The sequence below is a fragment of the Phenylobacterium sp. genome (assembly GCF_004297125.1).
GTDB lineage: Bacteria > Pseudomonadota > Alphaproteobacteria > Caulobacterales > Caulobacteraceae > Phenylobacterium.
Genome location: NZ_SCVD01000039.1, coordinates 343,335 through 362,640, shown reverse-complemented (window position 1 = coordinate 362,640; position 19,306 = coordinate 343,335). Strand labels below are relative to the sequence as shown.

The 19,306-nt window shown below is 67.7% G+C and carries 14 protein-coding genes; 8 read left to right on the top strand and 6 right to left on the bottom strand.

The annotated features are described in order from the left end of the window. Window positions 1-51: 51 nt before the first annotated feature. The gene (locus EPO51_RS26455; RefSeq protein WP_293357001.1) at window positions 52-411 is read right to left on the bottom strand and encodes a DUF2946 family protein; all 360 of its coding nucleotides are present in this window, start codon (window positions 409-411) and stop codon (window positions 52-54) included. A gap of 110 nt (window positions 412-521) precedes the next feature. Between EPO51_RS26455 and EPO51_RS26450 the strand changes: the two genes are divergently transcribed. Both EPO51_RS26450 and EPO51_RS26445 read left to right on the top strand, forming a co-directional pair. After that, window positions 522-2,309, top strand: a complete 1,788-nt coding sequence (locus EPO51_RS26450; RefSeq protein WP_293356999.1) for a cation:proton antiporter domain-containing protein — start codon at window positions 522-524, stop codon at window positions 2,307-2,309. A 523-nt stretch (window positions 2,310-2,832) separates the two neighbouring features. After that, window positions 2,833-4,035, top strand: a complete 1,203-nt coding sequence (locus tag EPO51_RS26445; RefSeq protein WP_293356997.1) for an OmpA family protein — start codon at window positions 2,833-2,835, stop codon at window positions 4,033-4,035. Window positions 4,036-4,101: 66 nt separating this feature from the next. On the opposite strand, the gene EPO51_RS26440 is transcribed toward EPO51_RS26445, so the two are convergent. Beyond that, window positions 4,102-4,572, bottom strand: coding sequence for a winged helix-turn-helix transcriptional regulator (locus EPO51_RS26440; RefSeq protein ID WP_293356995.1), 471 nt, complete (start codon window positions 4,570-4,572; stop codon window positions 4,102-4,104). 102 nt (window positions 4,573-4,674) lie between these two features. On the opposite strand from EPO51_RS26440, the gene putA reads away from it, so the two are divergent. After that, window positions 4,675-7,770, top strand: coding sequence for a bifunctional proline dehydrogenase/L-glutamate gamma-semialdehyde dehydrogenase PutA (gene putA / locus EPO51_RS26435; RefSeq protein WP_465246641.1), 3,096 nt, complete (start codon window positions 4,675-4,677; stop codon window positions 7,768-7,770). A gap of 22 nt (window positions 7,771-7,792) precedes the next feature. Here putA and EPO51_RS26430 read toward each other — a convergent pair whose 3' ends face one another. Further along, on the bottom strand, window positions 7,793-8,368 hold the full coding sequence (locus tag EPO51_RS26430; protein WP_293356992.1) for a toll/interleukin-1 receptor domain-containing protein: 576 nt from the start codon (window positions 8,366-8,368) through the stop codon (window positions 7,793-7,795). Continuing rightward, window positions 8,365-8,856, bottom strand: coding sequence for a hypothetical protein (locus EPO51_RS26425; protein ID WP_293356980.1), 492 nt, complete (start codon window positions 8,854-8,856; stop codon window positions 8,365-8,367). Before EPO51_RS26425 ends, EPO51_RS26430 begins: the two co-directional genes overlap by 4 nt. Window positions 8,857-9,113: 257 nt before the next feature. Here EPO51_RS26425 and EPO51_RS26420 point away from each other — a divergent pair, with 257 nt between their 5' ends. Continuing rightward, entirely contained in the window at window positions 9,114-11,399 is a 2,286-nt protein-coding gene (locus EPO51_RS26420; protein WP_293356978.1) for a P-loop ATPase, Sll1717 family, read from the top strand. A 582-nt stretch (window positions 11,400-11,981) separates the two neighbouring features. Here EPO51_RS26420 and EPO51_RS26415 read toward each other — a convergent pair. After that, entirely contained in the window at window positions 11,982-12,284 is a 303-nt protein-coding gene (locus EPO51_RS26415; RefSeq protein WP_293356976.1) for an ArsR/SmtB family transcription factor, read from the bottom strand. Window positions 12,285-12,368: 84 nt separating this feature from the next. On the opposite strand from EPO51_RS26415, the gene EPO51_RS26410 reads away from it, so the two are divergent. From EPO51_RS26410 to EPO51_RS26395, 4 genes are all read left to right on the top strand, one after another. Beyond that, the gene (locus EPO51_RS26410) at window positions 12,369-13,490 is read left to right on the top strand and encodes an NADH:flavin oxidoreductase/NADH oxidase (RefSeq protein WP_293356974.1); all 1,122 of its coding nucleotides are present in this window, start codon (window positions 12,369-12,371) and stop codon (window positions 13,488-13,490) included. Between the two features lie 63 nt (window positions 13,491-13,553). After that, entirely contained in the window at window positions 13,554-15,335 is a 1,782-nt protein-coding gene (locus EPO51_RS26405) for an SLC13 family permease (RefSeq protein ID WP_293356972.1), read from the top strand. A gap of 221 nt (window positions 15,336-15,556) precedes the next feature. Then, on the top strand, window positions 15,557-17,413 hold the full coding sequence (locus EPO51_RS26400) for a ribonucleoside-diphosphate reductase subunit alpha (RefSeq protein ID WP_293356970.1): 1,857 nt from the start codon (window positions 15,557-15,559) through the stop codon (window positions 17,411-17,413). 141 nt (window positions 17,414-17,554) lie between these two features. After that, window positions 17,555-18,313, top strand: a complete 759-nt coding sequence (locus tag EPO51_RS26395; protein ID WP_293356968.1) for a lipid A-modifier LpxR family protein — start codon at window positions 17,555-17,557, stop codon at window positions 18,311-18,313. Between the two features lie 190 nt (window positions 18,314-18,503). Here EPO51_RS26395 and EPO51_RS26390 read toward each other — a convergent pair whose 3' ends face one another. Beyond that, window positions 18,504-19,178 (bottom strand): glutathione S-transferase family protein, encoded by a 675-nt coding sequence (locus tag EPO51_RS26390; protein ID WP_293356966.1) that lies wholly within the window; start codon window positions 19,176-19,178, stop codon window positions 18,504-18,506. Window positions 19,179-19,306 lie beyond the last annotated feature (128 nt).

Genomic DNA, 19,306 nt, shown 5'->3' with positions numbered 1-19,306 from the left:
CTCCAAACGCAGGATGACGGGCGCGCGGGATCCGCGCGCCGGCGACGTCGATCAGGCGTAGGAGGTCGGTGGGCCCTGGCCGGGGGGCCGCGGCGGTGCGCGGGCCGGCGGGGTGAGTCGCTGCGGCTTCGGGGCGTCAGGCGCCTGGGTCGCCGCATAGACGATCCGCTGCGCGGCGGGGGCCGACGGCGGAGCGGTGGTCGGCGCCGGGCAAAGGCAGTGCTTGCACGAATGCTGCTGCGCCGGCGCGCCGGTGTCGCCGGGCCCGGTCTGCAGGCCCATCTGGGTGCAGATCAGCATCTCGCCGGCGGCCGCGGGGGCGGCCATCGCGAAGGCCGGGATCAGCGACTGCACCAACAGGGCGAACACCGCCAGCAGGGCGATCATCGCCCTGCGCTCGGCGCGCTCCATCTTCGCTCGATCAGCCGGCAATCCCACAAACCGGCGTCCTAAACCGATCGCGGGATTACGCAAGCCGTCCGGCTTTGCCATATTGGGCCTATCGAAAAATCGGAGACCTGATGGAAGGCCACGTTCAGCCTGGCGCCTACAAGGATGTCGTCCTGTTCCTCGCGACCGCCGGCGTCGTGGTCCCGCTGTTCCGTCGATGGCGCGTCAGCCCGATCCTGGGGTTCCTGGGCGCCGGCGTCGTCCTCGGGCCCTATGGCCTCGGCAGCCTCGCCCACGAGGTCACCTGGCTGAACGCCTTCACCATCGACAATCCCGGAGAGCTGGCCCAGCTGGCCGAGCTCGGGGTGGTCTTCCTGCTGTTCACCATCGGGCTGGAGCTGTCGTGGGAGCGCCTGCGGTCGCTGCGCCGCTACGTGTTCGGCATGGGCGCGCTGCAGGTGGCCCTCTGCCTGACTGTCACGGCCCTCGCCGCGCTGATGATGGGCCAGCCGCCGGCCGCCGCGATCGCCATCGGCGCGGCGCTGGCGCTGTCGTCCACCGCCATCGTCATGCCCATCCTGGCGGAACAGAAGCGCCAGCACGCCATGGCCGGCCGGGCGACCTTCTCGGTGCTGCTGTTCCAGGATCTGGCGGTGGCCCCCATCTTGGTGACGCTGACGCTGATGGGCCGGCGATCGGACGAGCCGTTCTCGCCGTCGATGCTGCTGTCGCTGTTGCCTGCGATCGCCGGCGTCGCGGCGCTGTTCCTGTTCGGCCGCCTGTTGCTGCGCCCGATGCTGCGCTCGGTCGCCAAGGCCAAGAGCGAGGAATTGTTCCTCGCCGCGTCCCTGCTGGTGGTGGTGGGCGCAGGCCTGGTCAGCGCGCTGGCCGGCCTCTCCATGGCGCTGGGCGCGTTCGTGGCTGGCCTGCTGCTGGCCGAGACCGAGTTCCGGCACGAGGTCGAGGTGCGGGTCGAGCCGTTCAAGGGCCTGCTGCTGGGGATGTTCTTCATCTCGGTGGGGATCGGGCTGAACGTCCCCCTCCTGCTCGACCGCCCCCTGGTGATCCTGGGCTCGGCGGCCGGGCTCGTGACGATGAACTGTCTGGTGGTCTTCCTTCTGGCCAAGGCGTTCCGCCTGAAGACGCGCGCGGCCATCGAGGCGGCCCTGCTGCTGGCCGGCGCCGGCGAATTCGCCTTCGTCATCCTCGGCCAGGCGATGGACCAGGGGTTGGTGGAGCGCACCGTCGGCCAGACCGCCCTGGTCGCGGCCACCCTCTCGATGTTCTCGATTCCCTTCCTGGCCCAGCTGGGCCTGCGGCTGGGCGGCCGAAAGATCGCGCCCAGCGAACTGCCGCCGGAGCCCGAGGGCCAAGCCGACTCCGACACCGAGCCCAAGGTGCTGGTGGTCGGCTATGGCCGGGTCGGCCGGCTGGTGGGCGACATGCTTCGCCGCCACGAGATTCCCTGGGTCGGCGCCGAACTCGACGCCAGGCTGGTGGAGCAGGGGCGTCGCGCGGGCGAAGCGATCTACTTCGGCGACGCCGCACGGGAAGAATTCCTGATGCGCTGCGGCTTGGCCGACGCGCCGGCGCTGGTGGTCACCATGGACGATCCGGAAGGGGTGGAGGGCATCGTCGCCGTGGCCCGCGGCCTGCGCCCCGACCTGACTATCGTGGCCCGCGCCCGCGACGCGCGTCACGCACAACGGCTCTATGACCTGGGCGCCACTGACGCCGTGCCCGAGACGGTCGAGGCCAGCCTGCAGCTCTCCGAAGCGGTGCTCGTGGAGATCGGCGTGCCGATGGGCCTGGTGATCGCGTCGATCCACGAGCGGCGGGACGAATTCCGGAAGGCCCTGAATCGGCCCGAGTCCCTGGGGGGCCGGGCCCGTCGGTTCCAGCGCGAGCGCGACGCCTGAACGGCGCCTGCATTGCGGTGCCGGAAAAATTTCATCCCAGGTTCATGCGAAGGGAACCAAGCGTAACCTTGATCCGTTTCGGCGGGCATACGAGGGGGAACCCCCGGGGATTGGGCTGCATGAGTTCAGGACGTTGGGAACCGGACGGTCGGCGCGCGGACGAGAGTTCGCGCCTTGTGCTGCGTCGTTCCAACGCCTTTACAAACAACGCCAACGACTTTCGTCAGAACTCGACGGACGCGATCTCGCGTGCGTTGCAGACTCGCGGAGGTCTTGGCAGATGAGGATTGGCCCGTGCGGCGCCTGCCGGACGGGCCGTTTGGACGACTGTGCTGGCGATCCCGTGCAAATCCTGTCATTGGCAGGGGATGAAGCGGCTGGCGTCCTGGTAGAGCTTGGGAAAGCTGACCAAATTGGGCGCGGAGTGTGGCAGCAGCGACACTTTCGCAACGGTTGGTCCTTGATATAACGGCGGCTGGGTCAAACGGCCGCACCACCTGAGGGCAACGAGAGGGCTCTAATTATGAAATTGAAACTCCTGGCTGGGGTCGCGATGGCGGCGGCGTTCGCCGCGTCCGGCGCCTCCGCGCAAGAAGGCTGGTACGGCGCTGTCGACCTTGGCTATCACTGGCCCGACTCGCTCGAGACCACGTCGTCCAACAATGCCGCGAACGGCGCTCCCTATCAGTGGGATTTCAACCAGGAAGATGATTGGGCCGGCTTCGCCCGTCTCGGCTATCAACTGAACGACCACTGGCGCGTCGAACTGGAAGTCGGCTACCGCAGCGGCGACATCGAGTCGGTGCGTGGTGGCTCGAACCAGGCCGTCGTCGGCCTCTGCACCCCGAACGTGACGCGCACCACCGCTTCGCCGGCCTGCGGTTCGCCCGATGGCGACGTGTCCTCTTGGACCGTCATGGGCAACGTCATCTATGACATCCTGCCCGGCTCGGTGCTGAACCCGTTCATCGGGGCCGGCATCGGCGCGAACCACGTCAAGATGGACGTCACGGGTCAGTTCTCGAACATCCCGGCTCCAGTGACGGCGGCCAACGCCATCCAGAACCTGAACATCGACGACTCCGACACGGCCTTCGCCTATCAGCTGATCGCCGGTCTGGCCTGGAAGGCCACCGACCAGCTCAGCGTCGACCTGACCTACCGCTACCTGGCCGGTTCGGACCTGGACTTCACGTCCACCGGCAGCCTGGCGACCGGCCTGCAGCCGGGCGTGTTCTCGGGCGAATACAAGGACCAGTCGGTGACGCTGGGCCTGCGGTACCTCTTCGCGGCTCCGCCGCCCCCGCCGCCTCCGCCCCCGCCGCCTCCGCCGCCTCCGCCGCCCCCGCCTCCGCCGCCCCCGCCCCCGCCGCCGCCTCCGCCGGCCTACGAGGCGAAGCAATTCATCGTCTACTTCCCGTTCGATCAGTACGTGATCACGCCGGAAGCCCAGGCGGTGATCAGCGACGCGGCCAACTACGCCAAGGGCGGCAACGCCACTCGCGTGGTCGTCGTGGGCCATGCCGACACCTCCGGTTCGGCGACCTACAACGTGCGTCTGTCCGAACGCCGTGCGAAGGCCGTGGCCGACGCCCTGGTCGGCTCGGGCGTGAACCAGACCGCCCTCTCCGTCGACTGGAAGGGTGAGACCATGCCTGCGGTCGCCACCGGCGACGGCGTCAAGGAACCGCTGAACCGCCGTTCGACGATCGACATCAACTTCTAACTCGATCCAAGACAGCGACTAAGGTTGAGGGCCCGGTGGCGACACCGGGCCCTTTTCTTGTGGGCGCTAGATCGGCAATTGTGTCGTCGACTTGACCTCTTCCAGCACCGCATAGGTGCGGGTCTCCCGGACGCCGGGGATGCGGACCAGAACCTCCTCCAGGAAGGTCCGCCAGGCGGCCAGGTCGCGCACCCGGGACTTGATCAGGTAGTCGAAGCCGCCGGCCACCATGTGGCACTCCAGGATGTCGGGCGCGCGCCGCGCCGCGGCGGCGAAGGTCTCGAACACCTCGGGGGTGGTTCGGTCCAGCACCACCTCCACGAAGATCAGCACCCCGCGCTCGACCTTCTCCGGATCGACCAGGGCCGCGAAGCCGGTGATGTAGCCGCTCTCGCGCAGGCGCCGGACGCGGTCCGAGCAGGCCGAGGGCGAGAGGTTGCAGCGCTCGGCCAGTTCGGCGTTGCTGATGCGCCCGTCGGCCTGCAGGGTCCGCAGGAGCCGGCGGTCGGTATCGTCCAGCCGTAGATTATTCGACATCGAGAGCTCCGGGCCGACGTTCTTCGGGGAAGGTTCCGATCTACCGTAGCACATTCGGTGAAGGGTCGATTACTCCGTACGGTCTCAAGCATGGAGAAGCAGATGGCGTTCGATCACCTGGACATGGCGAAATTCGCCGACGAACGTACGACGCTGGCAGCGATCCTGGCCGCCAGGCCGCTCTCCCTGCAGGACCGCGAGGCGGTGCAGGTCGAGGCCGAGGCGCTGGTCCGTGCGGCGCGGAAGACCGCCGACCGCCAGGGCGTGGTCGAGAGCTTCCTGCAGGAGTTCAGCCTCTCCACCCGCGAGGGCCTGGCCCTCATGTGCCTGGCCGAGGCCCTGCTGCGCACGCCCGACGAACAGACCCGCGACAAGCTGATCGCCGAGAAGATCGCCTCGGCCGACTGGTCCAGCCACGCCGGACAGTCGGACTCCATGCTGGTCAACGCCTCCACCTGGAGCCTGATGCTGACCGGCAAGATCATCGACCCGGACCAGGAAGCCCGCGACGACCTGCCGGGCTTCATCAAGCGCCTGGCCGGGCGGCTGGGCGAGCCGGTGATCCGCCGCGCCGTGGGCGCCGCGGTCCGCATCATGGGCGAGCAGTTCGTCCTGGGCGCCACCATCGAGAAGGCGATCAAGCGGGCCGGCGCCGACGGCTTCGTCTGTTCCTTCGACATGCTGGGCGAGGGCGCCCGCACCGACACCGACGCCGACCGCTACGAAAAGGCCTACGCCGACGCCATCCGCAGCGTCGCCAGGCACGCCAAGGGGCAAGGCCCCGAACGCGGCCACGGGGTCTCGGTGAAGCTCTCGGCCCTGTCGCCGCGCTACGAGGCGCGCCAGGCCGAGCGGGTGTTCGCCGACCTCTATCCCCGCCTCGTGCGCCTCGCCCAGATCGCCGCCGAGGCCGACATCAACTTCACCCTCGACGCGGAGGAAGCCGACCGCCTGGCCATCTCGCTGGAGCTGCTGGACCGGCTGGCCCGCGAACCCTCGCTCGGCGCCTGGCGCGGCCTGGGCCTGGCGGTCCAGGCCTACCAGAAGCGCGGACCCCAGACGATCGAGGCCGTCGCCGGCATCGCGCGCGCCAGCGGCCGCCGGCTGATGGTCCGCCTGGTGAAGGGCGCCTACTGGGATTCGGAGATCAAGCGGGCCCAGGTGGCCGGGCTGGACGGCTATCCCGTCTACACGACGAAGGCGGCCACCGACGTCTCCTACCTGGCCTGCGCGCGCGCCCTGCTCAGCGCCGCCCCGCACCTCTACGGCCAGTTCGCCACCCACAACGCCCACACGCTCGCGGCCGTGCGCCTGATGGCCAGCCAGATGGGCCTGAGCCCGGAATTCCAGCGCCTGCACGGCATGGGCGAGGCGCTCTATGCCTCGGCCAGGGACCGCTACGGCGACTTCCCGCTGCGCGTCTATGCGCCGGTCGGCAGCCATGAGGACCTGCTGCCCTACCTGGTGCGCCGGCTGCTGGAGAACGGCGCCAACACCTCTTTCGTCCATGCCCTGCTGGACGAGAAGACGCCGGTGTCGAAGGTGGTGGTCGACCCCATCACCGCGGTCGAGGGGGCCGGCGCCGGCCCGCACCCGCGCATCCCCCTGCCGCGCGACCTCTATGGCCCCGGCCGCCGCAACTCCGGCGGCCTCGACCTCTCCGTCGCCGCCGTGCGCGACCGCCTGACCATCGCCATCACGGCCCTGGACGAGGAGATGCTGGAAGGCGCTCCGATCGTCGGCGGCAGGTTGGTCAAGGACGGCGCGGGCCAGGCGGCCGTGTCGCCGACCGTCCTTTCCCACAAGATCGGCCAGGTCTGGCCGGCCTCCACGGCGGACGTGGACAGGGCCTTCGCGGCGGCCAAGGCGGCCCAGCCCGCCTGGGACCTGCGGGGCGGCGAGGGGCGCGCCAAGGTGCTCCGCGCCATGGGCGACGCCCTGGAGGCCGACCGCGACCGGCTGATCGCGATCTGCGTGCGCGAGGCCGGCAAGACGCTTGGCGACGCCATCGCCGAGGTCCGCGAGGCCGCCGACTTCTGCCGCTACTACGCCTACCTGGCCGAGCGGCAGTTCGCGACGCCTGAGACCATGCGCGGGCCCGTGGGGGAGACGAACCAGCTCAGTCTGCATGGCCGCGGCGTCTTCGTCTGCATCAGCCCCTGGAACTTCCCCCTGGCCATCTTCACCGGCCAGATCGCCGCGGCGCTCGCCGCCGGCAACGGCGTGCTGGCCAAGCCCGCCGAACAGACCCCGATCGTCGCCACCGAGGCCATCAAGCTGTTCCACGCCGCCGGCGTCCCGGCCGAACTCCTTCACCTCTTGCCGGGTGATGGCGCCACCGTGGGCGCGGCGCTGACCGCGCATCCGGGCTGCGACGGCGTGGCCTTCACCGGCGGCACCGACACCGCCTGGGCGATCAACCGCACGCTCGCGGCGCGGCAGGGACCCATCGTCCCCTTCATCGCCGAGACCGGCGGCCTCAACGCCATGTTCGTCGACACCACGGCGCTGCGCGAACAGGTGCTGGACGACGTGCTGATCTCGGGCTTCGGCTCGGCCGGCCAGCGCTGCTCGGCGCTGCGCCTGCTGTTCGTGCCCAACGAGACCGCCGAGCTGCTGATCGAGGGCCTGAAGGGCGCCATGCAGACCCTGGTGGTCGGCGACCCCTCCGACCCGCGCACCGACATCGGCCCGGTGATCGATGCGGACGCTAAAGGTTCGCTGGAGGCCCACGTCGAGAAGCTGGGCCGGGAGGCCAAGATCCTGGGCCGCCTGCCGATCCCCTCGGGCGGGCACTTCTTCGCCCCCACCCTGGCCGAGATCCCGGACGCCGGGTTCCTGCAGAAGGAGGTGTTCGGCCCGATCCTCCACGTGGTCCGCTACGACCCGGCGAAGCTGGCCAGGGCCGCCGCCCCGCTGGTCCAGGCCCGCTACGGCCTGACCCTGGGCGTCCACAGCCGCATCGAAGCCTTCGCCGAGGAGGTCCAGCGCACCGTCCCGGCCGGCAACGCCTATGTGAACCGGTCCATGATCGGCGCGGTGGTGGGGGTGCAGCCGTTCGGGGGCGAGGGGCTGTCGGGCACGGGCCCGAAGGCCGGCGGGCCGCATGCGCTGCTGCGGTATGCGGTGGAGCGGGCGGTGAGCGTGAACATCACCGCGCAGGGGGGTGATCCGGCGTTGTTGAATTTGGAGGGGTAAGGGGGGTGGGGGCGAGGCGGCTCTATCGGCCTGCAAGGACCGCCGACGCGATCGCTTCAGGGTCGGACACGCTCAAAACCGAGATGTTCGGCAAGTTCGCTAGGACGGCCGCTTTTTCAGTATCGGGACTAAGGATGGCAAAGACCGGCACATGACGCGCTGCGGCTTCCCTCAGTTCTCGCAACGCGTGTTCTCCAACTCGCGACGAGAGCATGGCGACGACGCTGTTTGAACTTTCGATAGCCGAGCGGATAGACGCGTGCAGGTCGTCTCCAGGCTTAAGAGCATTCTCGTCAAACCAGACAACCGCTCCCCGGCCCTCCAAAGCTTGGCTCACCTTCCTCGCTTCATCTTTGTTCTCGAATGAATAAGAGATGAAAACCCTAGGATGATGCGATAGCCGCTTAGATGCTCGAGCGATGTAAAGGCTAAGCGCACCGATCGCGACCGTCACTGCAGTCACTACCGCTGCAAGCGCGGCCTCATTGAATGCGGTATCGCTAGCGAACTGGGCGAGTGCCCCCAGCAACCCCAAAACCGCGGCGGCAATGGGAGCCCCTGCATTGATCAAATCGAACGCGCGTCTGCGGCCGCTCATCGTCCCGCCGCTTTCAATACGATCATCAGTGATAGGACGCCGAGGCCGAGCGGGAGCGCGATGCCGAGCATTGGCTTGAGCTCGGCTTCCGACTGCCATCCCCATCGTTTCACAATGGTGACGGTTCCCCACAGCAGCAGCATCAAACAGAGAAGAAGCCAAGCTGCCAGGGTTATAGGCTGTGAAGCAGCGTATGCCGCGGCCTGCAACTCCCCAATTTGCTGGGTTTGCAATGGCTTGATGGTCAGCGTTGCTTTTAGTTGATCGTTGATCCGACTTAGCTCGCGCGCCCGATCGGTGGTGATGATCACATACGTAAGCGCGGCTGTAAGCATGAGTTGCGGACCAACTGCCATATCTTCTTTCCTGAAGAAGGCGTAGCTGTCGTGGCGCGTAGCGCACTTGAGAAGAATTCCGGAGCCCGCGCTAAACGCAGGAAAGATGACGTATCGAAACGTCGGGCCACCTAGAAATTCCTCGATCGTCACCAGGTTAGCCCACCCGCGCTTGCCGACGCGAACCTAGCTGGCTCACCCGCCAATCGCAAAGCGCAGTTGTGCCTCGCTCCCGTTTCGCCTGTGCGACCGCGGGACGCCAGTTGCGGCCCTTGGCTCCGTCTAAAGCCGGGCGTGAGACGGACCGAGCGAACACAAGAACACCGGAACGCGGACGATTCGGAGGCGCGGCTTTTGTGCATGCGAATCGGGCGAGGGTGGCAGCTTCACGTCAGGCCAAGCAGCCCTCCATGATCGAAGTCTTCGTCGCCTACGCCTCCGGCAACAACTTCCACGGTGAAATGATCCGGCGGGCAGCTGAGGCGGCCTCTAACGATGGGCGCAAACTGCTGCCCTGGTCAGAACGTGACACGTCAGGATTCCCGATTTCGGAGTCGGTCGAAGGCTGGATTCAGCGTGCAGACACGTTCATTGGCGACATCTCCGTCGTGAATGCCAACGTCACCTACGAGATTGGTTTTGCTATTGGCCTCGGTAAACCAGTCCGCTTAATCCGGTCGACCCATTTGCCGATGAAAGCTGTCAAAGACATCGGCTTGCTGGATACGCTCGGTCACGACGAGTACGGCATGGAAGCCTCGTTAGTGAAGGTGCTCGGGAAACGGGACCAAAGCACACCTTGGCCGGACCTGCCCAAGAACCGTGACCAACCACTCTTCGTACTGCAGCCAAATAACCCAACGGATTGGTCGTTGCGGATCACGAGTTCCGTAAAGAAGATCGCGCGGCTGCGGTATCGGAATTTCAATCCCTGGGAAATCAGCCGCTTAGACGCCCGTGAAGCTTACGAGAAGGCGACGTCATCTTACGGCGTCATCGCCTCATGGGTCGAGGGGACCAGCGAAGAGATCATTCGGAACAACGAGCGAGCAGCATTCATCTTCGGGTTGGCGCGGGGCCGCGGCATTCCCGCGCGCCTATTCGCCCATGAAACTACCCGGTTGCCGTTGGACCTGCAGGACCAAGCGACCCGCTGGTTCCAGTTCAGTGACATTGAGAAGGCCGTCCGATCATTCCGCGACGAAGTGGCGGACCTCCAACATGATTTCGTTCAGACGCACTCGTCCAAGGCGAGCATCCTAGAGCTGGTCTCCTGCGGCGACCCGACCGCCGAGAACGAAGCAGCTGGCCTCGGGCACTATTTCCTTGAGACCGAAGGCTACCAGCGCGCTCTAAACGGCGAAGCCAATGTATTGGTTGGGCGGAAGGGGAGCGGGAAAACAGCGGTCTTCTTGCAAGTGCGTGACCGCACCAGGGCGAACAAAGACAACATCATCATCGACCTGATCCCCGATGGATACCAGCTCGTGAAGATGAAGGAATTCATCCTTGATCAGCTGGCCCTCGGCGCCCGCAAGGAGGTCATCGCCGCCTTCTGGGAATACGTTCTGTGGCTGGAGATCGCATACAAGCTGTTGGAGAAGGACGAGACGCGCGCCTATCGAGATCCTGCCCTGCTGGAGCGCTACCAGAAGCTGGAGACGCTATTCCAGTCTCGCGTGGATACCGGCGCCGGTGATTTTTCCGAACGCCTCAGGCGCCTATCGGAGCGGATTATCGAACGGTTCCAAAAGGCTGCGCCGGCGGCTGATACCAAGCACATGGATTCCTCGCAGGTGCTGCAGGTGGTCTACGGCCGAGACCTCCACGAGCTGCGGGAAACGGTGTCAGATTACCTCAGGGTCAAGGGGTTCGTCTTTTTCCTGCTCGACAACCTGGACCGCTTCTGGACCCCAGGCGGATTCACACAGGACGATGCACTGATCGTCGTGGGCCTAATAGAGTCAATGCAGGAGATCACCCGGAAACTCACGAGGCGGCACCTCGATTTTCGCTGGGCGATCTTTGTTCGCAGCGACGTCTACGAGTTCTTGATCCGCGGAATGGCCGACTACGGAAAGTTGTCCGTTCAGAGCCTAGAGTGGTCGGATCGCGATCTCCTGAAGATGATGTTCGAGACCCGTGTGACCTCAGGAACGCGGGTGGAGATGCCGTGGGACGATTTGTGGGCGCGTGCGTCCACGTCCCATGTGGGCGGTAAGCCAGCGCTCGACTTCCTGGTCGACGGCAGCTTAATGCGTCCTCGCTATCTCATCCGCCTGTTCGAGATCGCACGTCGTCGAGCGATCACATTCGGACGGGAACGGATCGACGAGTCCGACTACTTCGCAGCTTTGAAGGAGCTTGGCTGGCAGGTCATCGAGGACCTGGATCGCGAAATCGCCGATTTGGTGCCGAACAGCGCGGACCTATTATTCGAAGTTCTGCAAACGGGCGTTGGCCTCACGGCTCACAAATTCAAGTACATCGCTGGTAAGAGGCTACCCGATCCCAAGATCGTAGATAAGCTTCTCGATATTATGCTCTGGAACGGAAGTCTCGGAGTCGTCGAAGGTCCGAGCACCAAGTTCATTTTTGACTGCGGTTACAAGCGCCAATATCTCGCAGCGCTCATCACGGCAGACCCAGACGCTCCCCTTAGAATTCATCCGACCCTGGTTGCGGCACTCACCTGATCACTGGAGCGCCGAAGGAGGTGCTTGTCTCCGGAGTGGTCTGCGCCGCAGCAGACACTCCGAACCTCTAAGTTGAGTCATAACGAGAACTTGGGACCGGAAACCTGCTCCCAATTCCCTGAACGAGCGACCGCGGCCAGATCCAGCCATGGATCTCGTGGCGGCCAGTTTGCCTGCCTCTCCAAGGCCCTCAAGGTTCGCCCGGAGGGCGACCGCGGGGCGGCGCGCCGGGGGGCGCGACCTTGACTGCCTTTGAGAGACAGGCTCGCATCTGCCGTGAGATCAATGGAGGGGAGGCGCCTGGCGGCGGCCTCCTGACGGGGTCTTCACCTCCCCCGCGGAGCGGCGGGAGGGGGCCCGGCCGCCGAAGCCAGCGTAGCGGGCTGGAGAGCGGTTGGTGGAGGGGGCGAGCGGGGAGCTCGGCGGATGGACCGGGCTGGGCTGAAGTCAGCAACTGAGGCTCGCCCCCTCCACCACCCGCTCTGCGGCGGGCGGTCCCCCTCCCGCCATTGCTGCCGCAATGGGGGAGGTAAAGCGCGGTCCCCCTCCCGCCGCTTCGCGGGGGAGGTAAAGGCGGCGGCGTTAGCTCTCGGGCCGCAGCACGGCGTCCAGCAGGCCGGGGAAGCGGGCCTCGACCTCCTCGCGCCGCAGGCGGTTCAGGTGGGCGGTGCGTTCGCCGCGGGTCTCGACCAGGCCTGAGTCGCGCAGGACGCGGAAGTGGTGGGACATGGTCGATTTCGGCCGGTCGCCGTCGAGGGCGGCGCAGGTCTGTTCGCCGTTCCGGGCCAGGGAGCGGACCACCTCCAGGCGCACGGGATCGCTGAGCGCGTGGAGCATGCGCGTCAGCTCGAACGCCTCGGGGGGCGGATGATGAATGCGGCTCATCCCTTGCGGCCTCGCGCTGGCTTCCTATCTGGTGCTTGTTCGAGATTATTCGAACAAGCGAACAACGAACGAGAGATAAGCACGATGCCGGCGCTTTTCGACCCCTTCACGCTCAAGGACGTGACATTGCGGAACCGGATCATGGTCTCGCCCATGTGCCAGTATTCGGCCGAGGACGGCCGGATCAACGACTGGCACTTCTCGCACCTGGCCGGCCTGGCGCGGGGCGGGGCGGGCCTGGTGGTGGCCGAGGCCGCGGCGGTGTCGCCCGAGGGCCGGATCACGCCCGCTGACGCGGGCATCTGGAGCGACGAGCAAGGTGCGCTCTGGGCCAGGGCGGTCGGGCTGATCGAGGCCGGCGGCGCCGTGGCCGGCATCCAGATCGCCCACGCGGGGCGCAAGGCCAACGCCAACCGGCCGTGGGAGGGCGACGACCATATCGCCGAGGACGATCCGCGGGCCTGGGAGATCCTGGGCCCTTCGGCCGTGGCCCAGGGCGGCGGGCTGTGGCGGGTTCCGCGCGAGATGACGGTGGAGGATATCCAGCGGGTGCAGGCCGATTTCGTGGCCGCGGCGGGCCGGGCGCGCGACGCCGGCTTCCGCTGGCTGGAGCTGCACCTGGCGCACGGCTACCTGGCGCAGAGCTTCTTCTCCAAGCATTCGAACCATCGCACGGACCGGTACGGCGGCAGTTTCGAGAACCGCATCCGCTTCGCGGTGGAGACGGTGCGGGCCGTCCGCGCGGTGTGGCCGGCGAACCTGCCGCTGACCGCGCGCCTGGGGCTGATCGAGTTCGCCGAGGGGGATGATCTCGAGGAGTCGCTGGAATATGTGCGCCGGCTGAAGGCCGAGGGGCTGGACCTGGCGGACGTTTCCATGGGGTTCACCGCCAACGACGCGGCCATTCCGTGGGGGCCGGGGTTCCTGGCGCCGCTGGCCGGCCGGGTGCGGGCGGAGGCGGGGATTCCCACGGCGACCAGCTGGTACATCAGCGAGCCCGCGCAGGCCGAGGCCATCGTGGCCTCGGGGCAGGCGGACCTGGTGGCGCTGGGCCGGCCGCTGCTGGAGAACCCGCACTGGCCCTACCGCGCCGCCCGGGAGCTGGGGGTGGAGAAGGCGGCCTGGGCGACGCTGCCGGCGCCCTACGCGCACTGGCTGGACCGCTATCGCCCGGCCCGGGAGCGGGAGGCCGCCGCCGCGGCCTGACGGCGCGCGCAGCCGAACGGCCCTGCTTGCGTTCTAGGCAGGCGGGACAGTTCGAGGGACTTCATGACGCTGCAGCAAGCCCTGGCCTTCGGGTTGATGGGCGTGACCATCATCGGCTTCATCTGGGGCCGGTGGCGATATGACGTGATCGCGGTGCTGGCGCTGCTGGTGGGCGTGACGCTCAACATCGTGCCGGCCAAGGCGGCGTTCGACGGCTTCAAGAACGACATCACCGTCATCATCGCCTGCGCCCTGATCGTCAGCGCGGCGTTCGCCAAGTCCGGGGTGGTGGAGATGGTGCTGCGGCCGCTGCTGCCGCACCTGAAGAGCCAGGCCTCGCAGGTGATGCTGTTCGCCGGGGCGGTGACGGTGCTGTCGATGGTCACCAAGAACGTCGGCGCCCTGGCGATCATGATGCCGATCGCCCTCACCGTGGCCCGGCGAACCGGGACGCCGCCCTCGCGCCTGCTGATGCCCATGTCGTTCGGCGCCCTGCTGGGCGGCACGGTGACCCTGGTCGGCACCTCGCCCAACATCATCGTCTCCCAGGTGCGGCAGGACATCCTGGGCAAGCCGTTCGAGATGTACGACTACGCCCCCGTCGGCCTGGGCGTGACGGCCGTGGGGCTGGTGTTCCTGGCGTTCGCCTTCCGCCTGTTGCCCGCGAACCGTCCGACGCCCCAGGCGATGGACGCGGCGCTGTCGGCCAACCCCTATGTGACCGAGGTGGAAGTTCCGGGTTCCTGGGATCCGGGCAGCACGACGGTCGGCAGGCTGCGCCGGCTGGCCAACGGGGACGTGACGGTCATGGCGCTGCTGCGCGACGGGGCGCGCCAGGCCTCGCCGCACGCCAACACCCGCATCCGGCCCGGCGACGTCCTGCTGCTGGAAGGCGACCACCAGGCGCTGGACGACGTGATCGCGCGCCTGAAGCTGCGCCTGACGCGGGCGGACCGCCCCATCGCCATGGACGAACCCACCGAGGAGGTCCGCATCGTCGAAGCGGTGGTCGGCTCGGACTCGATCCTGGTCGGCCGCTCGGCGAAGCAGGAGGACCTGCACACCACCCACGGCGTCAATCTGCTGGCGGTCAGCCGCAGCGGCTATCGGGTGACCAGCGCGCTTCGCACCCTGAAGCTGCGGTCCGGCGACGTGGTGGTGCTGCAGGGCGCCGAGCGCGCCCTGCCGGGCGTGCTGAAGACCCTGGGCCTGCTTCCGCTGGCCGAGCGGGAGGTGCGGCTGGGCGGCATAAGGCACGCGGTGGCGCCGACCGTGATCCTGGGGGCCGCCATGGTGCTGGTGGCGCTGAAGATCGCCCCGGTGGCGATCGCCTTCTTCGGCGCCGCCGCCCTGATGGTGGCGATCGGCGCGATCCGGATGCGGGAGGCCTATTCGGCGCTGGACGGCCCGCTGCTGGTCCTGATCGCCTGCCTGATCCCGGTCAGCGACGCGATCCGCGCCACCGGCGGCGCCGACCTGATCGCCCAGACGCTGGCCGACCTGTTCCGCGGCCAGGCGCCGATCCTGGCGCTGGGGGCGGTGATGGCCGTGGCCATGGCCGCCACGCCGTTCCTCAACAACGCCGCCACCGTGCTGATCGTGGCCCCCATCGGGGCCAGCCTGGCCAAGCTGCTGGGGCTGCAGCCCGACCCGTTCCTGATGGCGGTCGCCATGGGCGCGGCCTGCGACTTCCTCACGCCCATCGGCCACCAGTGCAACACCCTGGTCATGGCGCCCGGCGGCTATCGGTTCATAGACTATCCGCGGCTGGGGGCGCCCTTGACCCTGATCGTGCTGGTCGTCGGCACGGCCCTGATCGCCCTGGTTTGGCCACTGACCGGGTAGGTGTTCACACTGTCGTGAGCGGCCGACTCGGGCGACGGACTCCACCGAGAGGGGGCCCCTGCGCGTTAACGTCTCATTAGCGAAAAAGTCTGTGTGCGGAGACCCCGCCTCATTGACGAGTCGAGCGGACAAGTGCCCCATATGTGGGTTGGTTCGGGGGCTGGACCACAACATATAGGGGAGGGCGAGGGCGCTCTCCATCGAGGGGCATAGGCAGGGACATGAGTGAAGCGGCGAAGGTTGGGATTGCCGAGACTTCTGAACGGGTTGCTTCGGCGCCGGTGCGGCCGCAGCTGCAACTGGTCCGCAAGGTGGAGGTCGACCGCGACCGCGACGCCCTGCTGACCGACTTCGGCAAGACCACGCTGGAGGACCGCTACCTCCTGCCGGGCGAGAGCTACCAGGACATGTTCGCCCGGGTGGCCACGGCCTACGCCGACGACGCCGACCATGCCCAGCGGATCTACGACTACATCTCGCGCCTGTGGTTCATGCCGGCGACGCCGGTGCTGTCGAACGGCGGCGCGAACCGCGGCCTGCCGATCTCCTGCTTCCTGAACGCCGTGCCGGACAGCCTGGAAGGCATCCAGGGCGTCTGGAACGAGAACGTGGCCCTGGCCTCCAACGGCGGCGGCATCGGCACCTACTGGGGCGGCGTGCGCTCCATCGGGGAAAAGGTGAAGGGCGCCGGCCAGACCAGCGGCATCATCCCCTTCATCCGGGTGATGGATTCGCTGACCCTGGCGATCAGCCAGGGCTCGCTGCGCCGGGGTTCGGCCGCGGTCTACCTCGACGTCCATCACCCCGAGATCGAAGAATTCCTGGAGATCCGGAAGCCCTCCGGCGACTTCAACCGCAAGTCCCTGAACCTGCACCACGGGATTTCGATCAGCGACGAGTTCATGGAGGCCGTCCGCGACGGGGCCATGTTCGGCCTGCGCAGCCCGAAGAACAACGAGGTCGTCCGCGAGGTCGACGCCCGCTCGCTGTGGCAGAAGATCCTCGAGATCCGCCTGCAGACCGGCGAGCCCTACCTGATCTTCTCGGACACGGTGAACCGCGCCATGCCGCAGCACCAGCGCGAGCTGGGCCTGTCGGTGCGCCAGTCGAACCTGTGCTCCGAGATCATGCTGCACACCGGCAAGGACCATCAGGGCCTGGAGCGGACCGCCGTCTGCTGCCTGTCCTCGGTCAACGCCGAGACGTTCCTGGAATGGCGCGACCACCCGACGTTCATCGAGGACGTCATGCGTTTCCTCGACAACGTGCTGGAGGACTTCATCGTCCGCGCGCCGCCGGAGATGAAGAACGCCGTCTACGCCGCCCGCAGGGAACGGTCCGTCGGCCTCGGCCTCATGGGCTTCCACACCTTCCTGCAGGCGCAGAACGTTCCGTTCGAGAGCGCCATGGCGAAGAGCTGGAACATGCGGCTCTTCAAGACCCTGCGGCGCCAGTGCGACGCGGCGTCCCGCAAGCTGGCCGCCGAGCGCGGCCCCTGCCCGGACGCGGCCGAGCGCGGCGTGATGGAGCGGTTCAGCCACAAGCTGGCGATCGCCCCCACCGCCTCGATCTCGATCATCTGCGGCGGCACGTCGGCCGGCATCGAGCCGATCCCGGCCAACATCTACAGCCACAAGACCCTGTCCGGCACCTTCGCGGTCAAGAACCCCTACCTGGAGCGCCTGCTCGACCAGACCGGCCACAACACCGCGGCCGTCTGGGATTCGATCCTGGAGAACGAGGGCTCGGTGCAGCATCTCGACTTCCTCAGCCAGGACGACAAGGACATCTACAAGACGGCCTTCGAGATCGATCAGCGCTGGGTGGTGGAGCTGGCGGCGGATCGAACGCCCGACATCTGCCAGTCCCAGTCGGTGAACCTCTTCCTGCCCGGCGATGTGGATAAGTGGGACCTGCACATGCTGCACTGGCAGGCGTGGGAGCGGGGGTGCAAGTCGCTCTACTATCTGCGGTCGAAGTCGGTGCAGCGGGCGAGCCACGCCGGGGGCGAGGTGATGGCGGCGATGGTGCATTCCGAGGGCAAGACCGACTACGAGGAGTGCCTCGCCTGCCAGTAGGCCCGGGGCGCCGGCGCCTCCGCGATCGGCGTTAAGCCTGCCGCAATTCGCCTGCGACGATTTTGGTCTTGCGACCTGCGGCTGCACGGCGAACTATGCCCATGGGGACCACGTTGCACGGACGTGGGATGGGAGATGCGAATGCGTATGTGGGCGCATTTTGCCATCGCGTTGGGACTGGCGGCCGCCGACGGCGCCGCCGCCCAGGTCGTCACGCCTGACCTCACCACGGAAATCAGCCACGCCGCGCTCAAGGACGCCGCCTTCGCGCCGACCACCGCGGTGGTGGTGTGGCAGTCCAGCGAGGTCCGGCTCTCCGAGCGGGCCGGCGGCCCGGTGGATTCCCTGCGCATCAACGTCGGCAGCCCCCAGCGGATGCCGGGTTTCGCCCCGGAAAACGACCGTTTCGACGTCACCCTGGTAAGAAGCTGGCCCAAGGCCGTCAGCTTCCGGTCGGAGAAGCTGGCCTTCGACATCGCCCCGCACGCCGGCTTCGGCGTCGGCAGCTTCGGCACCCGGGCCGAGGGCGGCGCCACGCTGACGGTCTCCAAGTCCCGCGGCGAACGCGCCCTGGAGCAGCTCCGCGACCTGGGGGTCAAGGACGGCGCCAGCTTCGGCGACCAGGGCCGCTGGTACCTGTTCGCCGCCGCCAGCGGCCGGGCCGTGGGCCTGAACATGCTGCGCGGCGAGCACGGCTGGGACCGCGCGGGCTGGAGCACGGACGCCACCGGCGCCCTGGTCGGCGACGCCCAGGTCGGCGTGGGCTTCCGCAAGGGCGACGTCCAGTCCTCGTTCGGCGTCATCCACCGCGAGGTGAAGGGCCGCCACATGATCTTCGGCCAGCAGACCCGCGACGACACGGTCGCCGCCTTCACCTTCTCGCTGAAGCCGCAGCACTGACCTCCTCGCCCCCCGCGAAGCGAGAGGGGAGAGGGTAGGGTGAGGGGCGGCTGGGCGCCCCAGACGCGCGATAGGTTGGGCGAGGGCCCGCGGGCTGATCCTCGCTGAACCGGGAGCGGTGGCGTTCACGTCCTGCGCCGCCCCTCTCCCTACCCTCTCCCCTCGCACTGCGTGTCGGGGGAGAGGAGGATCAGAGCCGGTCCCACCCCTCGACGAACGGATACCGCTCCGGCCAGAACGCCGCGAGCCGGGGATCGGCGTCGACGCGGCGCGCCACCTCGCCCAGCCGGGGCGCGGCGGTATAGAACCGCTGGCGCCGCGGCCGGAAGCGGGAGACGACGGCGATATAGAGGTCGAGCACGCTCAGCTCGTCGCCCAGGACGTAGCGGCCCCCATGGCTCCGGCTCGAGGTTCCCGCCTCCATCACCGCCCAGCAGTGGGAGATCCGGTCCTGGATCCGCGCGTCTACGTCTGGATACAGGGCGGGGTCGCCGACCAGGCGCGAGGGATCGTCCTTCAGCCAGTAGTGGGCGTAGATCGCCGAGGCGACGAAGGCCATCCAGCGCAGGAAGGCGCCGCGGGCCGGCTCGCCGGCGGCCGGCGCCAGGCGCGCCTGCGGATGCTGCTCGGCCAGCCAGATCAGGATCGCCGCGCTCTCGGTCAGCGTCCCTCCGGCCGGGGTGACCAGGGCCGGCACCTGGCGCAGCGGGTTGGCGGCCAGCACCTTGTCACCCGCGGCCGGGTCGTCGAAGTCGAAGGTCGGCGCCTCGACCAGGTCGAACGGCGCCCCGATCAGGGTCAGGGCCGCCTCGACGGCGACGCCGCCGGATCCGACGGCGGAATACAAGATGTAGCGGTCACCCATTGCCTATCCACAATCCATAGCGAAATTATCCCCACTGCGACGAAACTGCGGGCTGTGCTCGGCGGCCAACAGGCTTACCTTTCCCTTAACGGGAAGCGCCAGGCTCCTGATTCGTCGCAGGGCTCAGT

Bases quoted from the DNA above. Each gene is read 5' to 3' on its own strand.
- EPO51_RS26455 (WP_293357001.1), bottom strand. From the start codon at position 411: ATGGAGCGCGCCGAGCGCAGGGCGATGATCGCCCTGCTGGCGGTGTTC.
- EPO51_RS26450 (WP_293356999.1), top strand. From the start codon at position 522: ATGGAAGGCCACGTTCAGCCTGGCGCCTACAAGGATGTCGTCCTGTTC.
- EPO51_RS26445 (WP_293356997.1), top strand. From the start codon at position 2,833: ATGAAATTGAAACTCCTGGCTGGGGTCGCGATGGCGGCGGCGTTCGCC.
- EPO51_RS26440 (WP_293356995.1), bottom strand. From the start codon at position 4,572: ATGTCGAATAATCTACGGCTGGACGATACCGACCGCCGGCTCCTGCGG.
- putA (WP_465246641.1), top strand. From the start codon at position 4,675: ATGGCGTTCGATCACCTGGACATGGCGAAATTCGCCGACGAACGTACG.
- EPO51_RS26430 (WP_293356992.1), bottom strand. From the start codon at position 8,368: ATGAGCGGCCGCAGACGCGCGTTCGATTTGATCAATGCAGGGGCTCCC.
- EPO51_RS26420 (WP_293356978.1), top strand. From the start codon at position 9,114: ATGATCGAAGTCTTCGTCGCCTACGCCTCCGGCAACAACTTCCACGGT.
- EPO51_RS26415 (WP_293356976.1), bottom strand. From the start codon at position 12,284: ATGAGCCGCATTCATCATCCGCCCCCCGAGGCGTTCGAGCTGACGCGC.
- EPO51_RS26410 (WP_293356974.1), top strand. From the start codon at position 12,369: ATGCCGGCGCTTTTCGACCCCTTCACGCTCAAGGACGTGACATTGCGG.
- EPO51_RS26405 (WP_293356972.1), top strand. From the start codon at position 13,554: ATGACGCTGCAGCAAGCCCTGGCCTTCGGGTTGATGGGCGTGACCATC.
- EPO51_RS26400 (WP_293356970.1), top strand. From the start codon at position 15,557: ATGAGTGAAGCGGCGAAGGTTGGGATTGCCGAGACTTCTGAACGGGTT.
- EPO51_RS26395 (WP_293356968.1), top strand. From the start codon at position 17,555: ATGCGTATGTGGGCGCATTTTGCCATCGCGTTGGGACTGGCGGCCGCC.
- EPO51_RS26390 (WP_293356966.1), bottom strand. From the start codon at position 19,178: ATGGGTGACCGCTACATCTTGTATTCCGCCGTCGGATCCGGCGGCGTC.